The 21,360-nt window shown below is 70.8% G+C and carries 24 protein-coding genes; 16 read left to right on the forward strand and 8 right to left on the reverse strand.

Annotation, left to right across the window (positions count from 1 at the left end):
• Positions 1 to 16: 16 nt before the first annotated feature.
• The 3 genes from ACVKXF_RS03185 (at position 17) to ACVKXF_RS03195 (ending at position 4,086) form a co-directional block, all read left to right on the forward strand.
• Entirely contained in the window at positions 17 to 1,492 is a 1,476-nt protein-coding gene (locus tag ACVKXF_RS03185; protein ID WP_456794797.1) for a rhamnulokinase, read from the forward strand.
• 128 nt (positions 1,493 to 1,620) lie between these two features.
• Positions 1,621 to 2,814, forward strand: a complete 1,194-nt coding sequence (locus tag ACVKXF_RS03190; RefSeq protein WP_456794904.1) for an alpha-hydroxy acid oxidase — start codon at positions 1,621 to 1,623, stop codon at positions 2,812 to 2,814.
• A 282-nt stretch (positions 2,815 to 3,096) separates the two neighbouring features.
• Positions 3,097 to 4,086: a glycoside hydrolase family 16 protein gene (locus tag ACVKXF_RS03195; protein WP_456794798.1), complete on the forward strand. Its 990-nt coding sequence runs from the start codon at positions 3,097 to 3,099 to the stop codon at positions 4,084 to 4,086.
• Between the two features lie 113 nt (positions 4,087 to 4,199).
• Here ACVKXF_RS03195 and ACVKXF_RS03200 read toward each other — a convergent pair whose 3' ends face one another.
• The 5 genes from ACVKXF_RS03200 to ACVKXF_RS03220 form a co-directional block, all read right to left on the reverse strand.
• Positions 4,200 to 4,448 carry a hypothetical protein gene (locus ACVKXF_RS03200; protein ID WP_243649938.1) on the reverse strand — a complete coding sequence of 83 codons (249 nt, stop codon included), beginning with the start codon at positions 4,446 to 4,448 and terminating at the stop codon, positions 4,200 to 4,202.
• Positions 4,449 to 4,510: 62 nt separating this feature from the next.
• Complete coding sequence (locus tag ACVKXF_RS03205; RefSeq protein ID WP_456794799.1) at positions 4,511 to 4,729, reverse strand: hypothetical protein; 219 nt, start codon at positions 4,727 to 4,729, stop codon at positions 4,511 to 4,513.
• A 173-nt stretch (positions 4,730 to 4,902) separates the two neighbouring features.
• A complete protein-coding gene (locus ACVKXF_RS03210; RefSeq protein WP_456794800.1) occupies positions 4,903 to 5,517 on the reverse strand; it encodes a class I SAM-dependent methyltransferase in 615 nt (204 codons plus the stop codon).
• The gene (locus ACVKXF_RS03215) at positions 5,514 to 6,050 is read right to left on the reverse strand and encodes a hypothetical protein (RefSeq protein WP_456794801.1); all 537 of its coding nucleotides are present in this window, start codon (positions 6,048 to 6,050) and stop codon (positions 5,514 to 5,516) included. The genes ACVKXF_RS03210 and ACVKXF_RS03215 overlap by 4 nt, the downstream gene beginning before the upstream one ends.
• Positions 6,051 to 6,133: 83 nt before the next feature.
• A complete protein-coding gene (locus ACVKXF_RS03220) occupies positions 6,134 to 6,667 on the reverse strand; it encodes a hypothetical protein (protein ID WP_456794802.1) in 534 nt (177 codons plus the stop codon).
• A 57-nt stretch (positions 6,668 to 6,724) separates the two neighbouring features.
• On the opposite strand from ACVKXF_RS03220, the gene ACVKXF_RS03225 reads away from it, so the two are divergent.
• Entirely contained in the window at positions 6,725 to 7,438 is a 714-nt protein-coding gene (locus ACVKXF_RS03225; protein WP_456794803.1) for an NUDIX hydrolase, read from the forward strand.
• Here ACVKXF_RS03225 and ACVKXF_RS03230 read toward each other — a convergent pair.
• Positions 7,344 to 8,600, reverse strand: coding sequence for an ROK family protein (locus ACVKXF_RS03230; RefSeq protein WP_456794804.1), 1,257 nt, complete (start codon positions 8,598 to 8,600; stop codon positions 7,344 to 7,346). The two genes, ACVKXF_RS03225 and ACVKXF_RS03230, sit on opposite strands and share 95 nt — an antisense overlap.
• Positions 8,601 to 8,768: 168 nt before the next feature.
• Here ACVKXF_RS03230 and ACVKXF_RS03235 point away from each other — a divergent pair, with 168 nt between their 5' ends.
• From ACVKXF_RS03235 to ACVKXF_RS03260, 6 genes are all read left to right on the forward strand, one after another.
• On the forward strand, positions 8,769 to 10,031 hold the full coding sequence (locus tag ACVKXF_RS03235) for an ABC transporter substrate-binding protein (protein ID WP_456794805.1): 1,263 nt from the start codon (positions 8,769 to 8,771) through the stop codon (positions 10,029 to 10,031).
• A gap of 11 nt (positions 10,032 to 10,042) precedes the next feature.
• Positions 10,043 to 10,990, forward strand: coding sequence for a carbohydrate ABC transporter permease (locus ACVKXF_RS03240; RefSeq protein ID WP_123314010.1), 948 nt, complete (start codon positions 10,043 to 10,045; stop codon positions 10,988 to 10,990).
• Positions 10,990 to 11,895 carry a carbohydrate ABC transporter permease gene (locus ACVKXF_RS03245; RefSeq protein WP_123314011.1) on the forward strand — a complete coding sequence of 302 codons (906 nt, stop codon included), beginning with the start codon at positions 10,990 to 10,992 and terminating at the stop codon, positions 11,893 to 11,895. The genes ACVKXF_RS03240 and ACVKXF_RS03245 overlap by 1 nt, the downstream gene beginning before the upstream one ends.
• A 50-nt stretch (positions 11,896 to 11,945) precedes the next feature.
• Positions 11,946 to 13,607: a glycoside hydrolase family 13 protein gene (locus ACVKXF_RS03250; RefSeq protein ID WP_456794806.1), complete on the forward strand. Its 1,662-nt coding sequence runs from the start codon at positions 11,946 to 11,948 to the stop codon at positions 13,605 to 13,607.
• Positions 13,608 to 13,752: 145 nt separating this feature from the next.
• Positions 13,753 to 14,688, forward strand: a complete 936-nt coding sequence (locus tag ACVKXF_RS03255) for an ABC transporter ATP-binding protein (protein WP_123314012.1) — start codon at positions 13,753 to 13,755, stop codon at positions 14,686 to 14,688.
• Positions 14,685 to 15,905: an ABC transporter permease gene (locus ACVKXF_RS03260; protein WP_456794807.1), complete on the forward strand. Its 1,221-nt coding sequence runs from the start codon at positions 14,685 to 14,687 to the stop codon at positions 15,903 to 15,905. Before ACVKXF_RS03255 ends, ACVKXF_RS03260 begins: the two co-directional genes overlap by 4 nt.
• On the opposite strand, the gene ACVKXF_RS03265 is transcribed toward ACVKXF_RS03260, so the two are convergent.
• Both ACVKXF_RS03265 and pnuC read right to left on the reverse strand, forming a co-directional pair.
• Positions 15,902 to 16,612, reverse strand: a complete 711-nt coding sequence (locus ACVKXF_RS03265) for a hypothetical protein (RefSeq protein ID WP_340195772.1) — start codon at positions 16,610 to 16,612, stop codon at positions 15,902 to 15,904. The two genes, ACVKXF_RS03260 and ACVKXF_RS03265, sit on opposite strands and share 4 nt — an antisense overlap.
• 103 nt (positions 16,613 to 16,715) lie before the next feature.
• Entirely contained in the window at positions 16,716 to 17,381 is a 666-nt protein-coding gene (gene pnuC, locus ACVKXF_RS03270) for a nicotinamide riboside transporter PnuC (RefSeq protein ID WP_456794808.1), read from the reverse strand.
• Positions 17,382 to 17,737: 356 nt separating this feature from the next.
• Here pnuC and ACVKXF_RS03275 point away from each other — a divergent pair, with 356 nt between their 5' ends.
• The 6 genes from ACVKXF_RS03275 (at position 17,738) to ACVKXF_RS03300 (ending at position 21,280) form a co-directional block, all read left to right on the forward strand.
• Entirely contained in the window at positions 17,738 to 18,292 is a 555-nt protein-coding gene (locus ACVKXF_RS03275; RefSeq protein WP_396289067.1) for an alternate-type signal peptide domain-containing protein, read from the forward strand.
• Between the two features lie 151 nt (positions 18,293 to 18,443).
• Positions 18,444 to 19,040 carry a TasA family protein gene (locus ACVKXF_RS03280; protein ID WP_456794809.1) on the forward strand — a complete coding sequence of 199 codons (597 nt, stop codon included), beginning with the start codon at positions 18,444 to 18,446 and terminating at the stop codon, positions 19,038 to 19,040.
• Entirely contained in the window at positions 19,037 to 19,933 is an 897-nt protein-coding gene (locus ACVKXF_RS03285; RefSeq protein ID WP_456794810.1) for a hypothetical protein, read from the forward strand. The genes ACVKXF_RS03280 and ACVKXF_RS03285 overlap by 4 nt, the downstream gene beginning before the upstream one ends.
• Positions 19,930 to 20,583: a signal peptidase I gene (locus ACVKXF_RS03290; RefSeq protein ID WP_456794811.1), complete on the forward strand. Its 654-nt coding sequence runs from the start codon at positions 19,930 to 19,932 to the stop codon at positions 20,581 to 20,583. Before ACVKXF_RS03285 ends, ACVKXF_RS03290 begins: the two co-directional genes overlap by 4 nt.
• A gap of 11 nt (positions 20,584 to 20,594) precedes the next feature.
• A complete protein-coding gene (locus tag ACVKXF_RS03295) occupies positions 20,595 to 21,122 on the forward strand; it encodes a hypothetical protein (RefSeq protein ID WP_456794812.1) in 528 nt (175 codons plus the stop codon).
• Between the two features lie 17 nt (positions 21,123 to 21,139).
• A complete protein-coding gene (locus tag ACVKXF_RS03300) occupies positions 21,140 to 21,280 on the forward strand; it encodes a hypothetical protein (RefSeq protein ID WP_185020900.1) in 141 nt (46 codons plus the stop codon).
• Positions 21,281 to 21,360: the final 80 nt, after the last annotated feature.

The following is a 21,360-nucleotide window of genomic DNA, read 5'->3' on the forward strand; positions in this document are numbered from 1 at the left end:
GACAAGGGGTAGCGACATGACGAACAGCGGCACCGTCGCCGCCGTCGACCTCGGGGCGACGAGCGGCCGGGTGATCCTCGGCCACGTCGACACCGCCGGCGTCCGGATGGAGCACGTCGCCCGGTTCCCGAACGGTCCCGTCACCCTGCACGAGCACGATCGCGAGGCCCTGCACTGGGACGTCGTGGAGCTGTACCGGCAGGTGACCGACGGCCTCCGTCAGGCGTTCGCCGCGCAGCCCGAGATCGTCAGCATCGGCATCGACTCGTGGGCGGTCGACTACGGACTGCTCCGCGACGGCCGGCTGCTCGGGCTGCCCTCGCACTACCGCGACGAGCGGCACGAGGGCGGCGTCGAGGCAGTGCACGAGCGGCTGGACGCAGCCGAGCTGTACGCCCGGAGCGGTCTGCAGCACCTGCCCTTCAACACGGTGTTCCAGTTCGCCGCCGACCCGTCCCTGCAGCTCGCGCAGCGCGCGCTGCTCATCCCCGACCTGCTCGGCTACTGGCTCACCGGTGTCGAGGCGGCCGAGCGCACCAACGCGTCGACGACCGGGGCACTGAACGCGACCACCCGCGGGTGGGATCCGGCGCTGCGGGCTGCTGCGGGCCTCCCGGCCGGCCTCCTGCCCACCCTGCGCGACCCGGGCGACCGACTCGGGCACCTGCTGCCCGCCGTCGCCGACCTGGTCGGCGGCACCACGCCCGTCACGCTCGTCGGCTCGCACGACACCGCGTCGGCCGTCGTCGCGGTCCCCGCGACCGAACCGGACTTCGCGTACATCTCGTCGGGCACCTGGTCACTCGTCGGCGTCGAGCTCGACGCACCCGTCCTGTCGGACGCGGCGCGCGACGCGAACTGCACCAACGAGGGCGGGGTCGACGGCCGCGTCCGCTTCCTCAAGAACGTGTCCGGACTGTGGTTGCTGTCCGAGAGCGTCCGCACCTGGGAGCGTGGTGGCGCTTCGCTCGACCTGGAGGCCCTGCTCGCCTCCGCCGCGGCCGTCACCGCCCCGGTCCCCGTCTTCGACCCCGCGGACGAGTCGTTCACGGCGCCCGGCGACATGCCCGCGCGCATCGCCGCGTGGTGCGGCGCGCACGGACTGAGCGCGCCCGCGTCGCGGGCGGAGTTCGTGCGGTCGATCCTCGAGTCGCTGGCCACCGCGTACGCGGACACCCTCACGACGATCGGTGCCATCACGGGCAAAGACGTCCGACAGGTGCACATCGTCGGTGGCGGATCGCAGAACCGGCTGCTCTGCCAGCTGACGGCCGACCGCACCGGGTTGCCCGTCCTGGCCGGGCCTGTCGAGGCGACAGCGCTCGGCAACATCCTCGTGCAGGCGCGGGCCGCCGGACTCGGTGGCCTGGGCGGAGCGTCGCTCGAGGCCCTGCGCGCGACGATCGCCCGCACCGTCGAGCCCGTCCGGTACACCCCTCGGCCCGATCACACCTCCCCACAATCCACTCCGAGAGGTAGGATGTCTGTATGACCTCGATCGACGACCAGCACCGAGTCGACCCCGCGACCGGGGCTCCGGCAGCGACCCCCGGGGCACCGTCGACCCGGCGGACACCGATCAAGCGGCAGCTGCCGACGGTGCGGGACCTCGCACCGCTCATGCAGTTCAAGAAGCCGTCGCTGCCGGGTCGGCGACAGCGGCTCGAGTCGGCGCTGACGATCTGGGACCTGCGCGACATCGCCGCCCGCCGCACGCCGAAGGCCGCGTTCGACTACACCGAGGGCGCCGCCGAGGCCGAGATCTCGCTCGCCCGCGCCCGCCAGGCGTTCGAGGACATCGAGTTCACCCCCGCGATCCTGCGCGACGTCTCGTCCGTGGACACCTCGCGCTCGGTGTTGGGTGCGCCGGTCGCGTACCCGTTCGGCATCGCCCCCACCGGGTTCACGCGCATGATGCAGACCGAGGGCGAGCGTGCCGGCGCCCGGGCAGCCGGACGCGCGGGCATCCCGTTCTCGCTCTCCACCATGGGCACCACCGCCATCGAGGACGTCCGCGACGCCAACCCGAACGGCCGCAACTGGTTCCAGCTGTACATGTGGAAGGACCGCGAGAAGTCGATGGCGCTGGTCTCCCGCGCCGAGAAGGCCGGGTTCGACACGTTGCTCGTCACCGTGGACGTGCCCGTCGCCGGCGCGCGCCTGCGGGACAAGCGGAACGGGTTCTCGATCCCGCCGCAGCTGAGCGCCCGGACCGTACTGAACGCCATCCCGCGACCGTGGTGGTGGTTCGACTTCCTGACCACCGAGCCGCTGGCCTTCGCGTCGCTCGACCGGTGGTCCGGCACCGTCGGGGAGCTCCTCGACCACATGTTCGACCCCACCGTCACCTACGAGGACCTCGCCTGGATCCGCGACCAGTGGAAGGGCAAGGTCGTCGTCAAGGGCGTGCAGTCCCTAGCCGACGCCCGTCGTCTGGCGGACATGGGCGTCGACGGGATCACGCTGTCGAACCACGGCGGTCGCCAGCTCGACCGGGCCCCCGTGCCGTTCCACCTGCTGCCCTCCGTGGTCAAGGAGGTCGGCATGGACACCGAGGTGCACCTCGACACCGGCATCATGTCCGGCGCGGACATCGTCGCCGCCGTGGCGCTCGGTGCGAGGTTCACCATGGTCGGCCGGGCGTACCTGTACGGGCTGATGGCGGGCGGCGAGGCCGGCGTCGACCGGATGATCCAGATCCTGTCGGAGCAGATCGAGCGCACGATGCGGCTGCTCGGGGTCACGTCGCTCGACGAGCTCGAGCCCGGGCACGTGACGCAGCTGCAGCGGTTGCAGCCGGTACCGCGCGGCTGAGGCGGCGGGCTGCGGGCTGCGGGCTGCCCACCCTTCACCGCGCGTTCGACTGCCGATTCGGGCGATTACCCCCGAACGGGGCACAAATGATGCAAGATGTCCGTGGACGCGTCACCGAACCCCTCGGCATCCTGCCCCCTGGCGCGCCGTCCCCTCCCCGCATCCTGCGCCCGAGCACCACGAGGAGCCCGACATCTCGACCCGAAGCACGTGCACGCCCATGCGCGGCACGACCCCCGCGACCACCACGCCCATCACCTCCACCACCGAACGGCACACCCGATGAGCCGCCGTCGCGCGATCCTGGCGGCCGCGACCGCCGGTTGTCTGGCGCTCGGAGTCCCCACCGCCTCCGCCGCCTCCGCCGACAGCTGGTGGGGCTGGGGCGGACACCGCCACGGACACCACGCCCCGGTGACCCCGACCCCCACCCCGTCGGACACCGCGACCCCGGCCCCGTCAGACGACGAGGAGTCGGACACGACGCCGACGGAGACGCCCGCGCCGACCGCCGAGGCCGCGCCGATCGAGGACACCACCCCGACCGCGGAACCCGAGGCAGCAGTTCCGTCGGACGAGCCTTCGTCCGACGGAGAGGCCGAGGGCTCGGCTGAACCGCAGGACGAGGTCGCCGAGACTCCTGACGCAGCCGCCGCGCCGGACGCCTCGTTCGTCGAGGACTTCACCACCGACGCCGTCACCGGCCTCGTCTCGCGGCTCTACCCGCAGTCGTGGCAGCCCTACCCCGACGGCACCTCCGGCATCTACGCGCCGAGCAAGACCGTCTCGGTGCACGACGGCGTGATGGACGTCGCCCTCGGCACCGGAGCGGGGGCGGCCGGCACGTTCGGCTCCTCCGCCGGAGCCTGGGACCACGTCGGCGGCTCGTTCTCCGTCCGCGCCAAGGCGACCGGTGGCGACGGCAACGGCGCGGCCTTCATGCTGTGGCCGACGTCGGGCACCTGGTCCGACGGCGAGATCGACTTCCCCGAGGGCAACTTCGAGGACAGCCCTTCGGCCTTCCACCACTCGATGACCCCGGGCAAGGAAGCCGACCGCGTCCAGATCGGCACCGGCGTCTCGTGGCGCGACTGGCACACCTACACGGTGGACTGGGTGCCCGGCGAGTCGGTCACCTACAGCGTCGACGGCAAGGTCCTCGACACCGTCACCCACGACGTACCGACGACCCCGCACCGCTTCATGTTCCAGGTCGGCAACTGGGGCGACCAGGGCAACCTGCTCATCGACTGGGTCTCCACCACGGAGTGAGCGCTCGGCCCACCCAGTGAGCAGAAGACGTCGGGTTCCCACCAGGGACCCGACGTCTTCTGCTCACTGGGACCGCGCTCGCAGGGTGACCGACAGGCCGACGGAGGCCGACTTCAGTCCTCGGCCTGGTAACGAACTGCGCCATCGGTGGACCGGTACGGGATCGAGAAGCTCGAGCAGATCACGCCGTTCTCGTAGTCGTCCTTGACCGTGTCCATGAAGGCGTACGCCTCGTCGTCCGTGGCGAAGACGCCGAGGACCGTGTTGTCCGGTGACTCGTCGTGTTGGACGATCCAGACCTCCCCGCCGGCGAAGGGCTTCGGGCGTCGGAAGAAGCGTGGCCCCGGGCTCCGTCTACTCACGATGGAGATTGTAGGTGCGCGCTGTCCGTTGGCCGCTCCGGTACGGGGTGCTCCACCAGCCCTCAGCGCCTGAGGAACTCGGCGACGAGCGTGGCAGCTGCGATGACGCCTCCGAGAACAAATCCACAGCCGGCGAATCGCGTGAGTTCCGGAGTGAACTGGCCTCCCCAGAACTCCCCTTGCACTCTCCGCGCGAAGCGGGCGATCGGCTTCGGGAAGAGGATGAGGATACAGCCCCATGTGACGCCGAGCACTGCCAGCCCGACCAAGAACACGCCCACCTCGCTGAGCGTAGTGCGGTCGCGCAGCGCAAGCGATGGGAGTAGTCCCTGAACCCAAGATCGGCCTGCGGGACACCTCGTACGACCGCCGGGATCATGAGTGGGTACCGCGCCCTGGTTTCAGACGATTCGCCTGGTCGAGCGGATTCCGACTCAGTCCCGTCACCCGTGCGTCAGCGCGGGCGCCGCCACGTGATCACGTACCGCCACAGCGGGTGTCGGCGGTACTCGGAGCCCATCAGGACTGCATCCGCGGTGTGTTGGACCTGGGCGTACGAATGCGGTGGTGGCCAGCACGTCGGCGCGGAGTGCTCCCAGTAGCCGCGCCGCCATGAGGACCAACGATGCTGCGCGACACCAGCCAACCCGAGCACGTGATCACGCAGCCGGGTGGGCTTCGCGAGTCCGACGACCACCAGGGTGCCGCCTGGCGCCGTGAGGTCTGCGAGGCGAGCGAGCCCGGCTGACAGGTCCGGCAGGTGGTGCACCGTCGCGACCGAGGCCACCACGTCGAACTGCTGACCGAAGTCGTGTCCCATCACGTCACCGCACAGCCACTGGATCCCGGTGTCGGCGTTCGCGGCGCGGGCGGCGCGCAGGACGTCCGCATCCAAGTCGATCGCCGTGACGTCGAACCCCGCGTCGTGCAGGTCACGGGCGAGCAGACCGTTGCCGGTCCCGACGTCCAGGGCGGTGTGCGCCCCCTCCGGCACGGCATCGAGCACCCGGGCGTGGAAGTGCGTGTTGTGGTTCCAGCGCCGCTCCGGACTCGGGACGTGCCGGGTCACGGGCTGCTGGACTGCGGGACGGTCCAGCTCCCGCGCAGGGTGGTCAGCAGGTGGTCGATGTTCCGCAGTGCTCGTCGGGTCTCCCAGACGGAGTACGCGCACATCCCCGTGAACAGCACCAGCAGCAACCACCACCACGGGCTGATCACGAGTGCTGCCCAGACCGAGAACGCTGCGAACAACACGCCCGCGATCGGGACGACCACCCGGTTGTTGCGGTACCGCCACCGGGTCGAGTCGAGTTCGCGTGCCCACACCACGGGATCGGCAGACTCCGGCAGGACGCCGGTCCGGACGGCGCGCTGGATGCCCACCGCCGTCTCCGTGCCGCCTGCTCGACGTCGTCGGATCGCGATCGCGATGCCGAACCCCGCGGTCGCGATCGTTGCGTACGCGATCGCACCGATCGCCCGCTCGAAAGGCGCGAAGTCATCGGAGCCGGTGAGGAGGCCCGTCGCGAACCACACCGACCACAGCACCACGAACAGCATCGGCAGCAGCGCCGGCAGCGGCAGTCGTCGGAAGCGGTCCACGGTGTCCCCTCGTCGTGTTCGAGTCGTCCTCGGTTCTTCCACGATGCCGACCGCATCCGGGAGTCCGCTGGGTACTCGGGCTGCTACTGGCCGCTGCGCTCCCGCCGGCGGACCACGAGCGTGCCGACGCCCTGCACGACGAAGAACAGGCCGCTCGCGATGACCAGCACCGCCGTCAGGAGCCCGGCAACCGTCGCACCGTCCAACACGGGCGGCGCGACGCCCACGGCGACGAAGATCCCGCCCATCACGATGACCACGACCGGGTTCGGGGCGATGAAGAACCGGCGGCCACCGTTCGCCTCGGCGATGGCACGGTCGCGAGCCTGCGGGACGGCGTCCGGCGACCGACCCGCGATCCGGTCTGCACGGCGCCGCAGCGCTCGGAGGACGAGCCACACGACGAGGCCGATCACGATGCCACCGAGGAGCGCGGCCCACTCGGCCAGGCCGAGGAAACCGAGGACGACCCGCGCGAGGAAGCCGGCCACGATGCCGACGACCATCGCCGTGGTGGTCCGGTCGGTTCGACCGTCGACGCCCGTCACGTAGCCGGGGCGGCGGGCGTAGGGATCGTGCTCGTCGGCGGGTCTCTCGTCGACACGTTCGGTTGCCATGGGTCGAACCTACCGATCGCCGGACGGCTCGTGACCAACGCCTAGGGTGGGCGGGTGATGGACGACGGGCGCGCACGGGCGGCACTGGCGAGGGTCGCAGCGACCGGATGGGGCGACGCCGAGCCTCCCGTCGAACCCGGCGGCACGACCACCCCGCGGCACGCTGCCGTCCTGATGCTCTTCGGCGCACTCGACCGCACGCCGAGCGACCGCCCCGCCGTCGCCGCCGACGTCCCCCGCGACCTCGACGTCCTGTTGCTCGCTCGCGCCACGACCCTGCGCGCGCACCCGGGCGAGGTCGCGTTCCCCGGCGGGCGGATCGATCCGGGCGACGCCGACGCGGTCGCCGCCGCCCTCCGTGAAGCACGCGAGGAGACCGGGCTCGACCCGACGGGCGTCGAGGTCCTCGGCACGCTGCCCGCGGTGCCACTGGCGTTCTCGAACCACCTGGTCCGCCCGGTGCTGGGCTGGTGGCGCGAGCCGTCCCCGATCCGGGTCGTCGACGAGCGCGAGTCGGCCGCGGTCTTCCGGGTGCCGGTGGCGGACCTGCTCGCCCCGGCGAACCGCGGGGTCACGGTGATCAGACGCGGTGGTCAGGAGTGGCGCGGGCCGGGCTTCACGGTCGATGCGGAGGACAGCGAGCACCCCGACGACGACGGTCACCTGGTGTGGGGGTTCACCGCGATGTTGCTGGATGCGCTGTTCGACCGGCTCGGGTGGACCGAGGACTGGGACCGGACGCGGGAGCTTCCCCTCGACCGTCGGCACTGACGACAGCAGGGTCGACCAGCGGGAACGACAGCGGATCAGCACGGACGGCGTCCACCGCGTGGGCGACGGCCCCGATGACGACGACGTCGCCACCGAGCGTGGACGCCACCAGGTCGGGCACGGGGTCGAAGTGCCAGCCGTCGAGCAGCGCACGCGCCCGGTCGATGACGGCGACCGCAGGCTGGGCGATCGCACCGGCGACCACCACGCGGTCGATGTCGAGCAGGCTCGCGAGCAGGACGCAGACACGGGCCAGCCGGTCGCCGAGGCGGTCGACGATCGCCAGCGCCACGGCGTCGCCGTCCTGCGCCGCTCGGAACACGGCGGAGGCGCCGTCGTCCACGGCGAGCGGGCTGCCCGGCCGCACGTCGCCCGCCGCGACGGCCTCGGCGACCAGCGTCCGCGCCGTCGCGCCGATGCCGTCCGACGACCCGACGCCCTGGACGATGTCGAGCACGCGCATCTCCCCTGCACCGCCGTGGGCACCGCGCAGCAGCACACCGTCGACCACGAGGCCGCTGCCGAACCGCTCGCCGGAGAGCAGTGCGGCGAACGACGCATCGCCCGACGACGGCCGCTCGGCGAGCGCGGCGAGGTTCGCGTCGTTCTCGACGACGACGCGACCGTGCGGGACGGCGTCGGCGAAGCCCGGGTTCATCCGGTCCCAGAAGCCGCCGTCATCCGGCGATGCGCCGCCGGCGTCGACCGGCGCGGGGATGCCGACGACGGTGACCAGGATGCGGGAGCGGTCGACGCCGGCGGCGGCGAGCGCGTCGTCCACGGTGTCGGCGAGGACCGCGAGCCGGACGGGGACCTCGAGCCCCGACTCGCCGAGCGCCCCCTCGGCGCGACCGAGCACGGTGCCGCGCAGGTCGGCGACGAAGGCGGTGATCCGGTGTTGCCCGGCGTCCACGCCGACGACGACCCCGGCGGCGGTGTCGAGTTCGTAGCGCCGAGCGGGCCGCCCGATCCGGTACTCCCCGGCGGCACGGGCGTCGTCGAGCTCGTGGAGCCAGCCGAGCCGGACGAGTTCCTCGCACGCGGCCAGGACGGTCGAGCGGGTCAGGCCGGTGGCGTCGATGGCCTCGGTCGCGGTGAAGGCGCCGGCGTCGAAGGCGTGCGCGAGCAGTGTCTCGGCGCTCGTTCGGCGGGGTGGCGGCATGCCGTGACCTTATCGCGCCACGAGTTCCTTGCGTAATTAGATTTTGTCGCTAGATTTAGTCTCGCGGTCGACATCGGAGCCGATCGCAGGACGGAACGGCAGGGCTGCCGGGTCCGGACGGACGGAGACGACGTGCAACCACACGCCACGACCAGGACGGCAGCATCGGTGAGCCGACGCTCGTTCCTGCTCGGAGCCGGCGGCATCGCCAGCGGGCTCGCGCTCGCGGGGTGCGCCCCGATCGGGTCCTCGAGCGCCAAGCCGGAGACCATCACGTTCTACGTGTCGAAGCCCGAGGTCATCGGCTACTTCGACGGCGTCATCGCGCAGTTCCACGACAGCCAGTCGAAGGTGCGGGTCGTCCGCGACTCGACCTCGAGCATGTCCGCGAACTTCGTCCGGAACCGTCCGCCGGACCTCGGGTGCTGGAACTACAACTTCTCGGTCGTGCCGTTCGTCGAGCACGGGGCACTGACGGACCTGTCCGACCTGCCCCAAACCGACACGATCAACCCCGACCTGTGGCCGCTCATGGAGCAGACCGCCGACTACCCGGGCCGCAAGAGCGCCCTGCCGTACTCCGTGACCGCCGCCTCGGTGATCTACAACAAGGCGCTGTTCGCCGAGCAGGGGCTCGAGGTCCCGACGACCTGGAGCGAGTTCGCCGACCTCTGCGAGCGCCTGACGAGGGCCGGGATCGCCCCGATCTACGGCACGTTCAAGGACAACTGGACGATCGCGCAGGGCATGTTCGACTACACGATCGGCGGCGCGATCGACACCCCGAAGACGTTCGACGCGCTGCGACGCGAGGGCACGAAGGTCGGCAAGGACTCGTCGGTGTCGTTCGAGAAGGACCTCCGGACGCCGATGGAACGCATGGTCCAGCTGCGCGAGTGGCACCAGGACGGCGCGGCCAGCCGTGGGTACGGCGACGGCAACCTCGCCTTCGCGCAGGGCAAGGCCGCGATGTACCTGCAGGGACCGTGGGCCCTGGGCGAGATCGCGAAGACGAACAAGGACATGGACCTCGGCACCTTCCCGCTGCCCGTCACCGACGACGCCGCGGACAACAAGGTGCGGGTGAACGTGGACCTGGCGCTCTGGATCCCGGAGGCGTCGCGCAAGCAGGAGGCGGCTCGCGAGTTCCTGTCGTTCCTGATGCAGTCGAAGGTCAACGACAAGTACAACGCCGACAACAACGGCTTCGGTGTCCGCAAGGACGCTCCCCCGGCGTCGAACCCGGCGCTGACCGGCATGCAGTCGTACTACGACGACGCCGCCTTCTACCTCGGTGCGTCGCAGCTCATCCCCGCCGAGATCCCGGTCGCGAACTACGCGCAGTCGATCGCCTTCGGCGGCGACCCGCAGCGCCAGCTCCGCACCCTCGACGCCGACTGGGCGCGCCTCGCGCTCCGCACGGCCGCGTAAGGAGACGTCCCATGGCAACCACGACCACCGAAGCCATCACGACGGCGGACCGCCGCCGACGGGGCGGAGCCGCACCGGGCCTCCAGTCCGTCACCCACAAGCGGAAGCGGATCGAACCGCTCTTCCTCGCCTTCCTGCTCCCCACCCTGCTGCTCTTCACGCTCGCCATCACGCTGCCGGCCGTGATGGGCATCGTGCTGAGCTTCACGAACTCCGTCGGGTTCGGTGAGTTCCGCTTCATCGGGCTCACGAACTACGTCGCGGTGTTCTCCGACCCCGCGATCCTGCAGGCGTACCTGTTCACCCTCGGGTTCTCGCTCGTCACCGTGATCGTCGTCAACGCGGTCGCGTTCCTGCTCGCCATCGCCCTGACCTCGAAGATCCGCGGCAAGATCGCCCTCCGCGCGGTGTTCGTGCTGCCGATGGTGATCTCCGGCATCGTCATCGCGTACGTGTTCTCGTTCCTGTTCGCGAACAGCCTGCCGGCGTTCGCCACCGCGATCGGATTCGGGCCGCTCGAGCAGAGCATCCTGGCGAACCCCGACCTGGCGTGGGTCGCGATCGTGATCGTCACCGCGTGGCAGGCGATCCCGTCGACCCTCCTCATCTACATCGCCGGGGTGCTGTCCATCCCCGGCGAGGTCTACGAGGCCGCTGCCCTCGACGGCGCGAGTGCCTGGCGCCAGCTGATCTCGATCACCGCGCCGCTGACGGCCGGCTACATCCTGATCAACCTGGTGATCGGGTTCAAGAACTTCCTGAACTCGTACGACATCATCGTCGGCCTGACCGACGGCGGCCCCGGCACCTCGACCACGAGCGTCGCGATGTCGATCTTCAAGGGCTTCAACGGCGGCGACTACGCCTACCAGATGGCCAACGCCACGATCTTCTTCATCATCGCGGTCGTCATCGCCGTGATCCAGCTGCGGGCGACCCGCGGGAAGGCAGCGCTCTGATGACCATCCAGACACCCCTCCGTCCGGGAACGACGAAGACGGGCAGCATCCGATCGGTCGACGCCGACCGGACCGCGGGCCGCCGCGGCGGCACCGCCAACTGGCCCGTCACCGTCGTCCTCGTGCTCTGCGCGCTGTCGATCCTGGTGCCGCTCTACGTCACCCTGACGATGGCGTTCAAAACGACGAGCCAGGCAGTCGACGGCAACGCGTTCTCGCTGCCCGCGCCCTTCAGCGTCGACGGCTTCGTGCAGGCGTGGGAGCTCACCGACTTCCCGCGAGCGTTCGGCGTCTCGGTGCTCGTCGCCGCGATCACCGTCGTCGGCACGATCCTGCTCGCCTCGTTCACGGCGTTCGCGATCGCCAGGAACTGGGACCGTCGGCTGTTCCGCTGGTCGTTCTTCTACCTGCTCGCCGCCATGTTCCTGCCGTTCCCGGTGCTGGCACTGTCGCAGGTGAAGCTCACCGGCCTCGCGCACCTGGACAACCCGTTCGGCGTCGCGCTGCTGCACGTCATGTTCCAGCTGTCGTTCAGCGTGCTGCTCTTCACCGCGTTCCTACGGTCGATCCCGGCCGAGCTGGAGGAGAGCGCCCGCATCGACGGCGCGAGCACCGGCCAGGTGTTCTGGCGGCTCGTGTTCCCGCTGCTGGCACCGATGAGCGCCACCGTCGGCATCTTCGCGTTCCTGGCGTCGTGGAACGACTTCGTGATGCCGTCGCTGATCACCTCGGACCCGGCGCTGCAGACCCTGCCGGTGCTGCAGCAGATGTTCCAGACGCAGTTCAGCAACAACTACAACGTGTCGTTCGCCTCGTACCTGATGGCGATGGCGCCGGCGATCATCGTCTACCTCGTCACCCAGCGATGGGTGATGGCCGGTGTGACCCAGGGCGCCATCAAGTGACCGACCCGGCCGAGACGGCCACCCCGACCAGCCACCCCGAGAGGAACCCCGTGACCGATACCCTCGCCCAGCACGCCACCACCACGACCGACGAGACCTGGTGGCGCCAGGCCAGCGTCTACCAGATCTACCCGCGCTCCTTCGCGGACGCGAACGGCGACGGCATCGGTGACCTGCCCGGCATGACCGAGCGCGTCCCGTACCTGGCCTCGCTCGGTGTCGAGGCCGTCTGGCTCAGCCCCTTCTACCCGTCCGCGCTGGCCGACGGCGGCTACGACGTCGACGACTACCGCGACGTCGACCCGAAGCTCGGCACGCTCGACGACTTCGACCGGATGGTCGAGGCACTGCACGCCGCCGGCATCCGGGTGATCGTCGACGTGGTCCCGAACCACACGAGCGACCGGCACGAGTGGTTCCGCGAGGCGCTCGCCGCGCCGAAGGGCTCCCCGGCCCGTGACCGGTACGTGTTCCGCGACGGCACCGGGCCCTCCGGCGAACGGGCTCCGGCCGACTGGATCTCGATCTTCGGCGGCCCGGCCTGGACCGCGGTCGGCGACGGCCAGTGGTACCTGCACTCCTTCGCCAAGGAGCAGCCCGACCTGAACTGGGCGAACCGCGAGGTCCGCGACGACTTCCTGCACACCCTGCGGTTCTGGTCGGACCGCGGCGTCGACGGCTTCCGCATCGACGTCGCGCACGGGCTCGCGAAGGACCTGCCCACCGGCACCCTGCCGACCTGGGCGGAGCTCGCCGAGATCCCGAAGGACGGCTCGCACCCGCTGTGGGACCGCGACGACGTGCACGAGATCTACGCCGAGTGGCGGACGGTGTTCAACGAGTACACCCCCGCCCGGACCGCGGTCGCCGAGGCCTGGGTCGCCGCCGACCGCCGCGCTCGGTACGCGAGCGCCGACGGACTCGGACAGGCGTTCAACTTCGACCTGCTCGAGGCCGACTTCGACGCCGGCCAGTTCCGCACGATCATCGAGTTCAACCTCGGCCTGGCCGAGCAGTCCGGCTCCTCGACCACCTGGGTCTTCTCGAACCACGACGTCGTCCGCCACGCCACCCGGTACGCGCTGCCGGCGCGGAACGGCTCCACCGACAAGCAGGGTGGCGCGTGGCTGCTGGCCGGCGGTTCGCAGGACGACCTCGATCGCTCGCTCGGGCTGCGCCGCGCGCAGGCCGCGACCCTGCTCGAGCTCGCGCTGCCCGGCTCCGCCTACCTGTACCAGGGCGAGGAACTCGGCCTGCACGAGGTCGGCGACATCCCCGACGCCGACCGTCAGGACCCCGCGTTCTTCCGCAACCCGGGTGTCGACGTCGGACGTGACGGCTGCCGTGTGCCGATCCCGTGGACCCGGTCCGGGCCGTCGTTCGGCTTCGGCGCCGGCACCGCGCACCTGCCGCAGCCGGCGTGGTTCGCGGACGCGAGCGTCGAGGCCGAGGACACCGATCCCGGCTCGACCCTGAACCTGTACCGGAAGGCCCTCGGACTGCGCGGCCAGCTGCAGTCCGAGGAACACCTGGAGTGGCTCGAGACCGGCCGCGACGACGTGCTCGCCTTCCGACGCCCGAACGGCTGGACGAGCGTGACGGTGTTCGGTGACGAGCCCTACGAACTCCCCGCCGGCGAGCTGCTGCTCGCCTCGGCGCCGGTGGCAGACGGCGCCCTGACGGGCGTGGGGACGGCCTGGTTGCGTTCCTGACGCAGGGTGCGCGTCGTGGACGCGACTAGGTGACGGACGGGAGGCCCGTGGCGGGTTCGCCACGGGCCTCCCGTCCGTCGTGCGGTCACCGTCTCGGGCCGCGACCGGCGGCCGGGACGTCAGCCTGTCCCGGTAAGGTCGCCGCATGAGCGGGGCGACCATCAGCGTGCAGGACTTCGTCATGCGGTTCGGGGACCGGAACGTGGTCGACGGACTGTCGTTCGACGTCGCCGCGGGTGAGACGTTCGGCCTGCTCGGCAGCAACGGCTCCGGCAAGACCACGACGATCCGCGCCCTGCTCGGCATCACCACCCCGACCGCCGGCACCCTGACCATCGACGGCCAGCCGTACCGGCCCGCCACCGGCGGCATCGGGTACCTGCCCGAAGAGCGCGGGCTCTACCGGAAGGAATCCGTCATCGACGTGATGTCCTACTTCGGACGGCTCCGCGGGCTGCGCGGCCCCGAGGCCACGGCCTGGAGCATGGACTACCTGGCCCGCGTGGGCCTGGCCGACCGCGCCAAGCTCCGCGTCGACAAGCTCTCCGGCGGCCAGCAGCAGAAGGTGCAGCTCGGCATCACGATCATGGACCGGCCGCGGCTGCTCATCCTCGACGAACCCACGAAGGGCCTCGACCCCGTCAACCGTCGACTGCTGCTCGACCTGGTCGACGAGCGCAAGGCCGACGGCGCGACCGTCATCCTCGTGACCCACCACATGGACGAGGTCGAGCGGCTCTGCGACCGGATCCTGCTGCTCAAGGACGGCACGGCCGCGGCCTACGGGTCCATCCCCGACGTGCAGGACGCCTTCGGCGGCGCCGTCGCCCGGGTCGGCCTCGACGGACCGGTCCCCCGCTCGCCGCTGTACAAGCTCGCGCGGCACGAGGGGCACGTCGCCTACCTCGTGCCGACGTCCGCCGCCGCGCCGGACGGCGCCGACATCCTCGCGGCGCTGGTGTCGGACGGTGTCCGCGTCACCGCGTTCGAGATGCGCCGGATCCCACTCGACGAGATCTTCGTGCAGGTCTACGGCCACGACGCGCTCGCCACGGCCTCGGTGGACGGGGCCGCCGCATGAGCCGGCTCGGCACCGTCGTCCGGTTCGAGTTCGTCCGCGCGGTCAAGAAGCCCGCGTTCTGGATCGGCACGCTCGCGCTGCCGGTCGTCATCGTCATCGTGTCCCTGCTCGTCGGCATCGGACAGGCAGCCGGCACCGACTCGGTGGTCTCCGGCTCGTCGGCCACGAAGACCCCGTTCCGCTACCTCGACCACTCCGGGCTGGTGTCCGAGTCCGTGGCCGCGAAGTGGGGCGGGTCGCCGTCCACCGACGCCGGTGCCGACCGCGCCGCAGTGCGCTCCGGCGCCCTCGACGCGTTCATCGAGTTCCCCGCGTCGCCGTCGACCACCGCGATCCAGGTCGACGCCGCCGACCGCGGGCTGTTCGCGAACGGCGGCTACTCGTCGCTCGCCGAGCGGGTGCTCGAGCAGAGCGTCGCCGCGACCGTCGACGACCCCGAGACGGTCGAGCTCCTGCGCTCCCCACCGGCCACCGACGTCACGACCTACGCCGAGGGGCGGGTCGCGCCGGGCTGGCTGTCGATCGTGCCGCCGTTCCTGTACGTCGCCGCCTTCTTCGGGCTCGTCATCCTGCTCGCCGCACGCATGGTGACCGTCGTGGTCGAGGAGAAGGAGAACCGCATCTCCGAGATGATCCTGACCGCCGTCACCGCCGGCGACCTGATCCGCGGCAAGGTGATCGCGATGCTGCTCGTCGGGTTCGTGCAGGTCGGGGTGTTCGTCGTCCCCGGGCTGGTGGGGATGCTCGCCGTCCTGCCGCTCGTCGCCTCGCAGCTGGGCGGCCTGACGATCGACCCGTGGCGGATGCTCGTCGGTGCCCTGCTGCTCGTCGGCGGCGTCCTGCTGGCGTCCGGGTTGTTCGTCGCCGTCGGTGCCGCGGTGCCGTCGATCAAGGACGCCTCGGCGCTGCAGTCGGCGGCGATCTTCGCCCTGATCATCCCGCTCTACGCGGCGTTCTTCGTGATGACCACCCCGTCGTCGCCCGTCGCCGCGTTCTTCACGTACTTCCCGACGTTCACGCCCGTCACCGCCATGGTCCGGAACGCCGTCGGCTCACTGAGCGTCACCGAGTCGGTGGTCTGCATCGTCGAGGTGTTCGTCGCCGCCGGGCTGCTGCTGTGGTTCGCCGAGTACCTGTTCCGGCACTCGGTCGCGCAGTACGGGTCGAAGGTGACGCTGCGGCAGATCGTGTCCTGGCGGCGGTCGGTCTCCCGCTAGGGACGACTCTGGGGTTCCCGCTCGGGCTCGCGTGCGGTCTGCTGCTGCGCTGCCGGTCGCTCGCGCTGCGGCGTCTCGCGCTCGGGGACGTCGGCATCGAGGTCCCACGACGGCAGCTCGTGCTGCTTCCAGCCCTGTCGGAGCGTCCGGACCGAGCGGTCGAACTCCACCATGACGTCGATGTGCGGCCGGACGAGCATCTGGATCTGCAGCCCCTCGTACACCGCGAGCAGCTGCGTCGCCGCCTGGTACGCCGGGATCGCCGATTCCTCGGCGCCGCTGTCGAAGTCGCGTTGCAGACCGTTGCTGAGCTGCTCGACGTACTCGTCGAAGCGCTTGCGGAACAGCTCGGCGAACCCGGACTCCGAGCTCGCGACGGTGATCACGCCCGCCAGGACGCGGACGAGGCCCGGGTCGGCGACGTCCTCGGCCAGGGTCAACCGGACGTGGTCGATCGTGCACGCCGGCGGGGTCTTCCGACGAGTGCCCCGCAGCTGCGTCCACCGGTCGTACGTCACCAGCAGCAACGCCTCCCACGCGGGGAACAGGCGCTCCACGGTCTCGAGCGGGATGCCCGCGACCTCGGCCACGACCGACGCGTCGACCGCGTCGAAGGAGTGCAGTCGGTAGGCGCGGATCGCTCCGCGGACGGTGCGCTCGGCGAGGGACTCATCATCCTCGACGCGTTCGCCGTGCAGGGGTTCCATCGGACCATCCCATCGTGTGCGGTACCCCATTGTCTCGTCCCAGACCGGGGGCCGTCACATCCGCGCCGGGTCGTCGTGGACCGGTTCGGTGTGGGCGGGCCGTTCAGCCGACCGTGACCGGCGCTGCCGGGGGCTTGACCCGCTGGTTCATCCAGACGAAGAAACCGGTCAGCGTGAAGGCGCCGTAGAAGACGTACATGAGACCCGACGCGTAGTACCCGGCCGAGAACAGCAGCGGGACGCCGACCAGGTCGACCGCGACCCAGATGAGCCAGAACTCCACCCAGCCCTTCGCCATGCCGTAGGTGGCGAGCAGCGAACCGACGAAGATCCACGCGTCGCTCCACACCGGTTCGTACGACCCGAGGGCGCGGAACACCGGGGTGAGCAGCGCGGTCCCACCGACCATGCCGACGACCAGCAGGGCCCGGGTCCGCCACGAGGCCCAGTGCGGTTCGATCACGGTGGCGGTGTCGTCGGGGCGGTGCGTCCAGCGGTACCAGCCGTAGATGCTCACGATGATGAACATGACCTGGCGGCCGGCCTGACCGAGCAGGTTGACGGGGTTCGGGGTGTCGAACAGTGCACCCATGAAGACGGTGAACAGGAGCGCGTTGCCGATCAGCCCGATCGGCCACGCCCAGACCTTGCGGCGCATCCCGCCGAGCGCGCTGAGCAGCCCGAAGACGTTGCCGATCACCTCGCGCCAGAGCACCGTCTGGTCGCCGATGACGATCTGCGCGTCGAACAGCCAGCGCACGATGCCCATGGGTCCCTCCTCGTTTCCGGTCGGTGCAACGGTCGGGGGACGCCCGACATTCCGATCAGGATCGGGGTACAACCCTGTCCTCCACAGGGAGGACAAAAATCACCCCCGTTCTGGGTGCATGCAAAAGCATGTTCCGACTTGTCCGCACTTTGGGGGACGAGTAGCGTCGTCACCAGAGCGAGTCCAGCCCGCCCGAGCAGCAGATCTGCGCTCCGGAGCCCGGCGACCACTCTCGGCACCGGTCAGCCGCGACCCCTCACCCGCGAGGTCGATGACACCGTCCCACCAGCTCGACGACCCGAACCCGCGAGCCGGTGGTGCTCAGCGCGCCCCGAAGCGCAGAACGGACCACTCCCATGCACAAGATCGTCACCGGCACCATCGCCGGCGCGGCCGGCATCGCCCTCCTCCTCGGCGGAGCAGGCACCTTCGCCCTCTGGAACGCCAGCGCCTCGAGCGCCGCGTCCTCGGTGAGCTCCGGCACACTGACCCTCACCGCGAACAACGACGGTGCCTGGACCGACATCACGAACGGCCGCTCGACCGCGATCAACCCCACCACCGCCCTGATGGTGCCGGGCAACACGTTCCAGTTCACGCAGACGCTGAACATCGGCGCGACCGGCCAGGACCTCAAGGCGAACCTGACCTACGCCAGCCAGTCGATCACCGGCGACTCCGCGCTCCTCGCCGCGACGCAGAAGACCCTCGCCGTGACGTCGTCGAGCGCCACCGTCGTGCAGTCCACGTCGAACGCGAACACCTTCGTCGTCTCGCCGTCGGCGTCCACCTCGACCGTCAAGGTCGTCTTCACGATCACGCTGCCGTCCTCGGCGACCACCGGACAGAACGGGTCGATCAACGTCGGCGCGCTGGCCTTCACCCTCACGCAGACCGCGATCGGTTCCTGATCCACCGATCGCACTGACGCGAGCCGCGACCGGCCCCTGATCCGCCGGTCGCGGCCCGCCCGGGCCCTTGGGCCCGTCTGGGCCCCTTGTGGCCCGTCTGGGCCCCTTGTGGTCCGCACCAGCAGAGGCTCACGAGCACCAGGGGACGCACATGACCGGGACACCGAGGACGACGGGCCGCCACCGCGCAGCACGACGCCACCGGTGGATCCTGCCCGTCGCGCTCGCCCTGGTTGTCGCGGTCGCCACGGCGCTCCTCGGCGTCGGCGGGACCTACGCCCTCTGGAACGGCACCGCCAGCACCGCTGCCACCACCGTGAAGTCCGCGACGGCGACGATCACCGTCGGCACCCTGTCGACGATGAACACCACCGTCCTCGGACCGGGGACCGGCGTCACCGGCACCTTCGCTGTGAAGAACACCGGTTCGATCCCGCTGTCGATGCGGGTCGCCACGACGTCCACGAAGGTCGCCTCCGCGACGAACGCCTCGTCGGCGGCCGTGCTCGGCGAACTGACGCTCCGGTTGACCAACGTGTCATCGGCTGCGGCCTGCACCGCCGGGCTGTCCGGCGCGAGCGGCCGTCTCGCAGCCTTCGACACCGGCAGCAGCTCGTTCACGCTGCAGCCCGGTGCGAGCTCCGTCGGCTGTGTCGAGCTGGTCCTCGACGCCGACGCGCCGCAGAGCGTCTCCGGCGCCGTCACCGACTTCACCCTCACCGTCACGGGAACGCAGGTCTCCGCATGAACCGCCGACTCCGGCTCGTCGTCGCCGTGCTGCTCACCGCCGTGTTCGTCGGCGGCGGATCGAGCGCCGCCTGGGCACTGTGGAGCGCGTCCGGCACCACGGCCTCGAGCGTCACCATCGGCAAGCTCTCCGCCTCGATCGCCGGCACGAGCGCGCTGACCACCACCTTCTCGTCCACGGTGACGTCGGTCACGAAGCCGATCACGCTCACCGATTCGGGCACGATCGCCGGCACCGCGACGACCACCGTGTCCGTCGTCTCCGGCAGCTCGACGGCGCTCGCCCAGGCCGTCACCGTCGTCGCGTGGCCCGTCGCCGCGACCGCGGCGTGCACGACGAGTGCCGCGGTCGGCAGCGGATCGGTCACGGGCACCTGGGCATCGCTGCCGAGCATGACGTCCAAGCTCGCCGCCGGTGCCTCGGCCATCTGGTGCACCCGCAGCACCCTCAAGTCGTCGGCGCCGGCGTCCGCCACGGCCACCGTGAACGTGAACCTCACCGTGGCGAGCGGCAGCTGGACCTCGGGCGTCGTGCAGGGCGGCTTCACCCTGACCATCCCGGCGACGGCCGCGGACACCGGTCCCGCACTGGTCTGCACGGACCACGACGGCTGGTACGTCGAGGTGCGCTGGGACGCCGCGGACCGACCGAAGGACACCTGGTACGGCGCCTTCGTCGGCACCACCGCGGTCGGCCAGAAGGCGCAGGACTACTCGGCGTTCATCACCATCGCCCCGAACGACGTCCCGGCGAGCGCCGGCACCTCCGGGACGCTCACCGTGACCGTCAAGGTCCTCGACAGCGCCGGCAACCCGACCTCGACCGTCGCCGGCAGCGGCCCGGTCACGCTCTTCACCCAGAACAACGGCGCGGCGATCCGGTGTGGCGCATGACCCGCGCGACCGCCCGTCCCGAACGTGCCGAGCGCTCCGGCGCGCGCGCCGTCGTGCACGCCGTCGTCCTCGGCGTGAGCACCGGACTGCTCCTGCTCGTCGCGGCCCTCGCCGTCGTGCTCATCGTGGTGCCCAAGGCCACCGGCTCGATGCCGCTGACGGTCTTGACCCAGTCAATGGAGCCAACGCTGCCCCCGGGCACCCTGCTCGTCGTCCGTCCCACCGCCGTCGACGACATCGAGGTGGGCGACGTCGTCACCTACCAGATCGTCTCCGGCCAGCCGGCCGTCATCAGCCACCGCGTGGTCTCGGTGTCCTCGGCGTCGAACGGTGAACGCACGTTCGTCCTCAAGGGCGACAACAACGCGAAGGCCGACCCGCACCCCGTCACCGCCGCGCAGATCCGGGGCGTGGTCTGGTACAGCATCCCCGAGATCGGTGTCGTCAACCAGCTCGTCAACGGGTCGCGGACCTGGCTCATCCCGACCGTCGCCGGGGTCCTGCTGGCGTACGGCGGTGTGATGATCGCGATCGGCACCGTGACCGCTGCGCGCCGCCGACGGTCGACGGCCGGGCACGGGCGACGTGCGACGACCGGTCACGGGCGCCGCAGCGCATCGCACCGGGGCTCGGGGCAGGCCCCGGTCTAGGCTCGGTGGACGTGACCGACGGAGTGCAGCGAGCGCGCGAACTGCTCGACGACGCCGCACGTCGGCTCCGCGCCGCCGGGGTGCCGGACGAAGCGCTCGGCGAGTACGTGCAGCCGAAGGCGGTCCTCGGCATCCGCCGCGAAGCGACCATGCGGCCCCTCGGTCGCGTGTGGCGCGTCGGTGCGCTGCTGATCGGGTCGTCGCTCGAGTCCGGCGGCCGGGTCTGGGCCACCGGGGCGATCACCCGGGTCACCGATCCGGGCCGGGCGCAGTTCCAGTCGGTCTCCGCCGAGGTCCGTCGGGCCTATCGCGCGGCTGCGGCGAAAGGGCACTTCGCGGCCGGCGACACCGTCAACCACGGCGCCACGGCGATCGCGCTGGACAGGACGCTCGTCGGCTCGACCGGGGTGCTCTTCGTCGAGGACGACGTGCCGCTCGTCCGCTGGTCACCGGCCGCGGGTTCCGCCGTCCCGCTCGCCGACTACCTGGCCGATCGCGTCGGGTTGCTCGTCGAACCGCCACGGGGTGCGACCGACTGACCCGCTATCGTGACGGCATGGACGGACAGCAGCCCCGCGAACGAAGCAACCCCTGGTGGGCGGTGCTGCTCGTCTTCATGTTCGGGGGCGTGCTGTCGCTGGTTGCCGGCCGGATGCTGCCCTGGCAGGACCAGGATCGCCAGGACCCCGACTACTGACTGGCCCCCGGATGGGAGGACGCGTGCAGTGAGTACTGCTCGGTACGGTGAGCACACCCGTGACCGGCATCGGTCGCATC

It is taken from the genome of Curtobacterium sp. PvP017, from assembly GCF_054060195.1.

What these genes read in the sequence shown, in the direction of transcription:
- ACVKXF_RS03185 (WP_456794797.1), top strand. Translation starts at nt 17, where the DNA reads ATGACGAACAGCGGCACCGTCGCCGCCGTCGACCTCGGGGCGACGAGC.
- ACVKXF_RS03190 (WP_456794904.1), top strand. Translation starts at nt 1,621, where the DNA reads ATGCAGTTCAAGAAGCCGTCGCTGCCGGGTCGGCGACAGCGGCTCGAG.
- ACVKXF_RS03195 (WP_456794798.1), top strand. Translation starts at nt 3,097, where the DNA reads ATGAGCCGCCGTCGCGCGATCCTGGCGGCCGCGACCGCCGGTTGTCTG.
- ACVKXF_RS03220 (WP_456794802.1), bottom strand. Translation starts at nt 6,667, where the DNA reads ATGGCAACCGAACGTGTCGACGAGAGACCCGCCGACGAGCACGATCCC.
- ACVKXF_RS03225 (WP_456794803.1), top strand. Translation starts at nt 6,725, where the DNA reads ATGGACGACGGGCGCGCACGGGCGGCACTGGCGAGGGTCGCAGCGACC.
- ACVKXF_RS03230 (WP_456794804.1), bottom strand. Translation starts at nt 8,600, where the DNA reads ATGCCGCCACCCCGCCGAACGAGCGCCGAGACACTGCTCGCGCACGCC.
- ACVKXF_RS03240 (WP_123314010.1), top strand. Translation starts at nt 10,043, where the DNA reads ATGGCAACCACGACCACCGAAGCCATCACGACGGCGGACCGCCGCCGA.
- ACVKXF_RS03245 (WP_123314011.1), top strand. Translation starts at nt 10,990, where the DNA reads ATGACCATCCAGACACCCCTCCGTCCGGGAACGACGAAGACGGGCAGC.
- ACVKXF_RS03255 (WP_123314012.1), top strand. Translation starts at nt 13,753, where the DNA reads ATGAGCGGGGCGACCATCAGCGTGCAGGACTTCGTCATGCGGTTCGGG.
- ACVKXF_RS03260 (WP_456794807.1), top strand. Translation starts at nt 14,685, where the DNA reads ATGAGCCGGCTCGGCACCGTCGTCCGGTTCGAGTTCGTCCGCGCGGTC.
- ACVKXF_RS03265 (WP_340195772.1), bottom strand. Translation starts at nt 16,612, where the DNA reads ATGGAACCCCTGCACGGCGAACGCGTCGAGGATGATGAGTCCCTCGCC.
- pnuC (WP_456794808.1), bottom strand. Translation starts at nt 17,381, where the DNA reads ATGGGCATCGTGCGCTGGCTGTTCGACGCGCAGATCGTCATCGGCGAC.
- ACVKXF_RS03275 (WP_396289067.1), top strand. Translation starts at nt 17,738, where the DNA reads ATGCACAAGATCGTCACCGGCACCATCGCCGGCGCGGCCGGCATCGCC.
- ACVKXF_RS03280 (WP_456794809.1), top strand. Translation starts at nt 18,444, where the DNA reads ATGACCGGGACACCGAGGACGACGGGCCGCCACCGCGCAGCACGACGC.
- ACVKXF_RS03285 (WP_456794810.1), top strand. Translation starts at nt 19,037, where the DNA reads ATGAACCGCCGACTCCGGCTCGTCGTCGCCGTGCTGCTCACCGCCGTG.
- ACVKXF_RS03290 (WP_456794811.1), top strand. Translation starts at nt 19,930, where the DNA reads ATGACCCGCGCGACCGCCCGTCCCGAACGTGCCGAGCGCTCCGGCGCG.
- ACVKXF_RS03300 (WP_185020900.1), top strand. Translation starts at nt 21,140, where the DNA reads ATGGACGGACAGCAGCCCCGCGAACGAAGCAACCCCTGGTGGGCGGTG.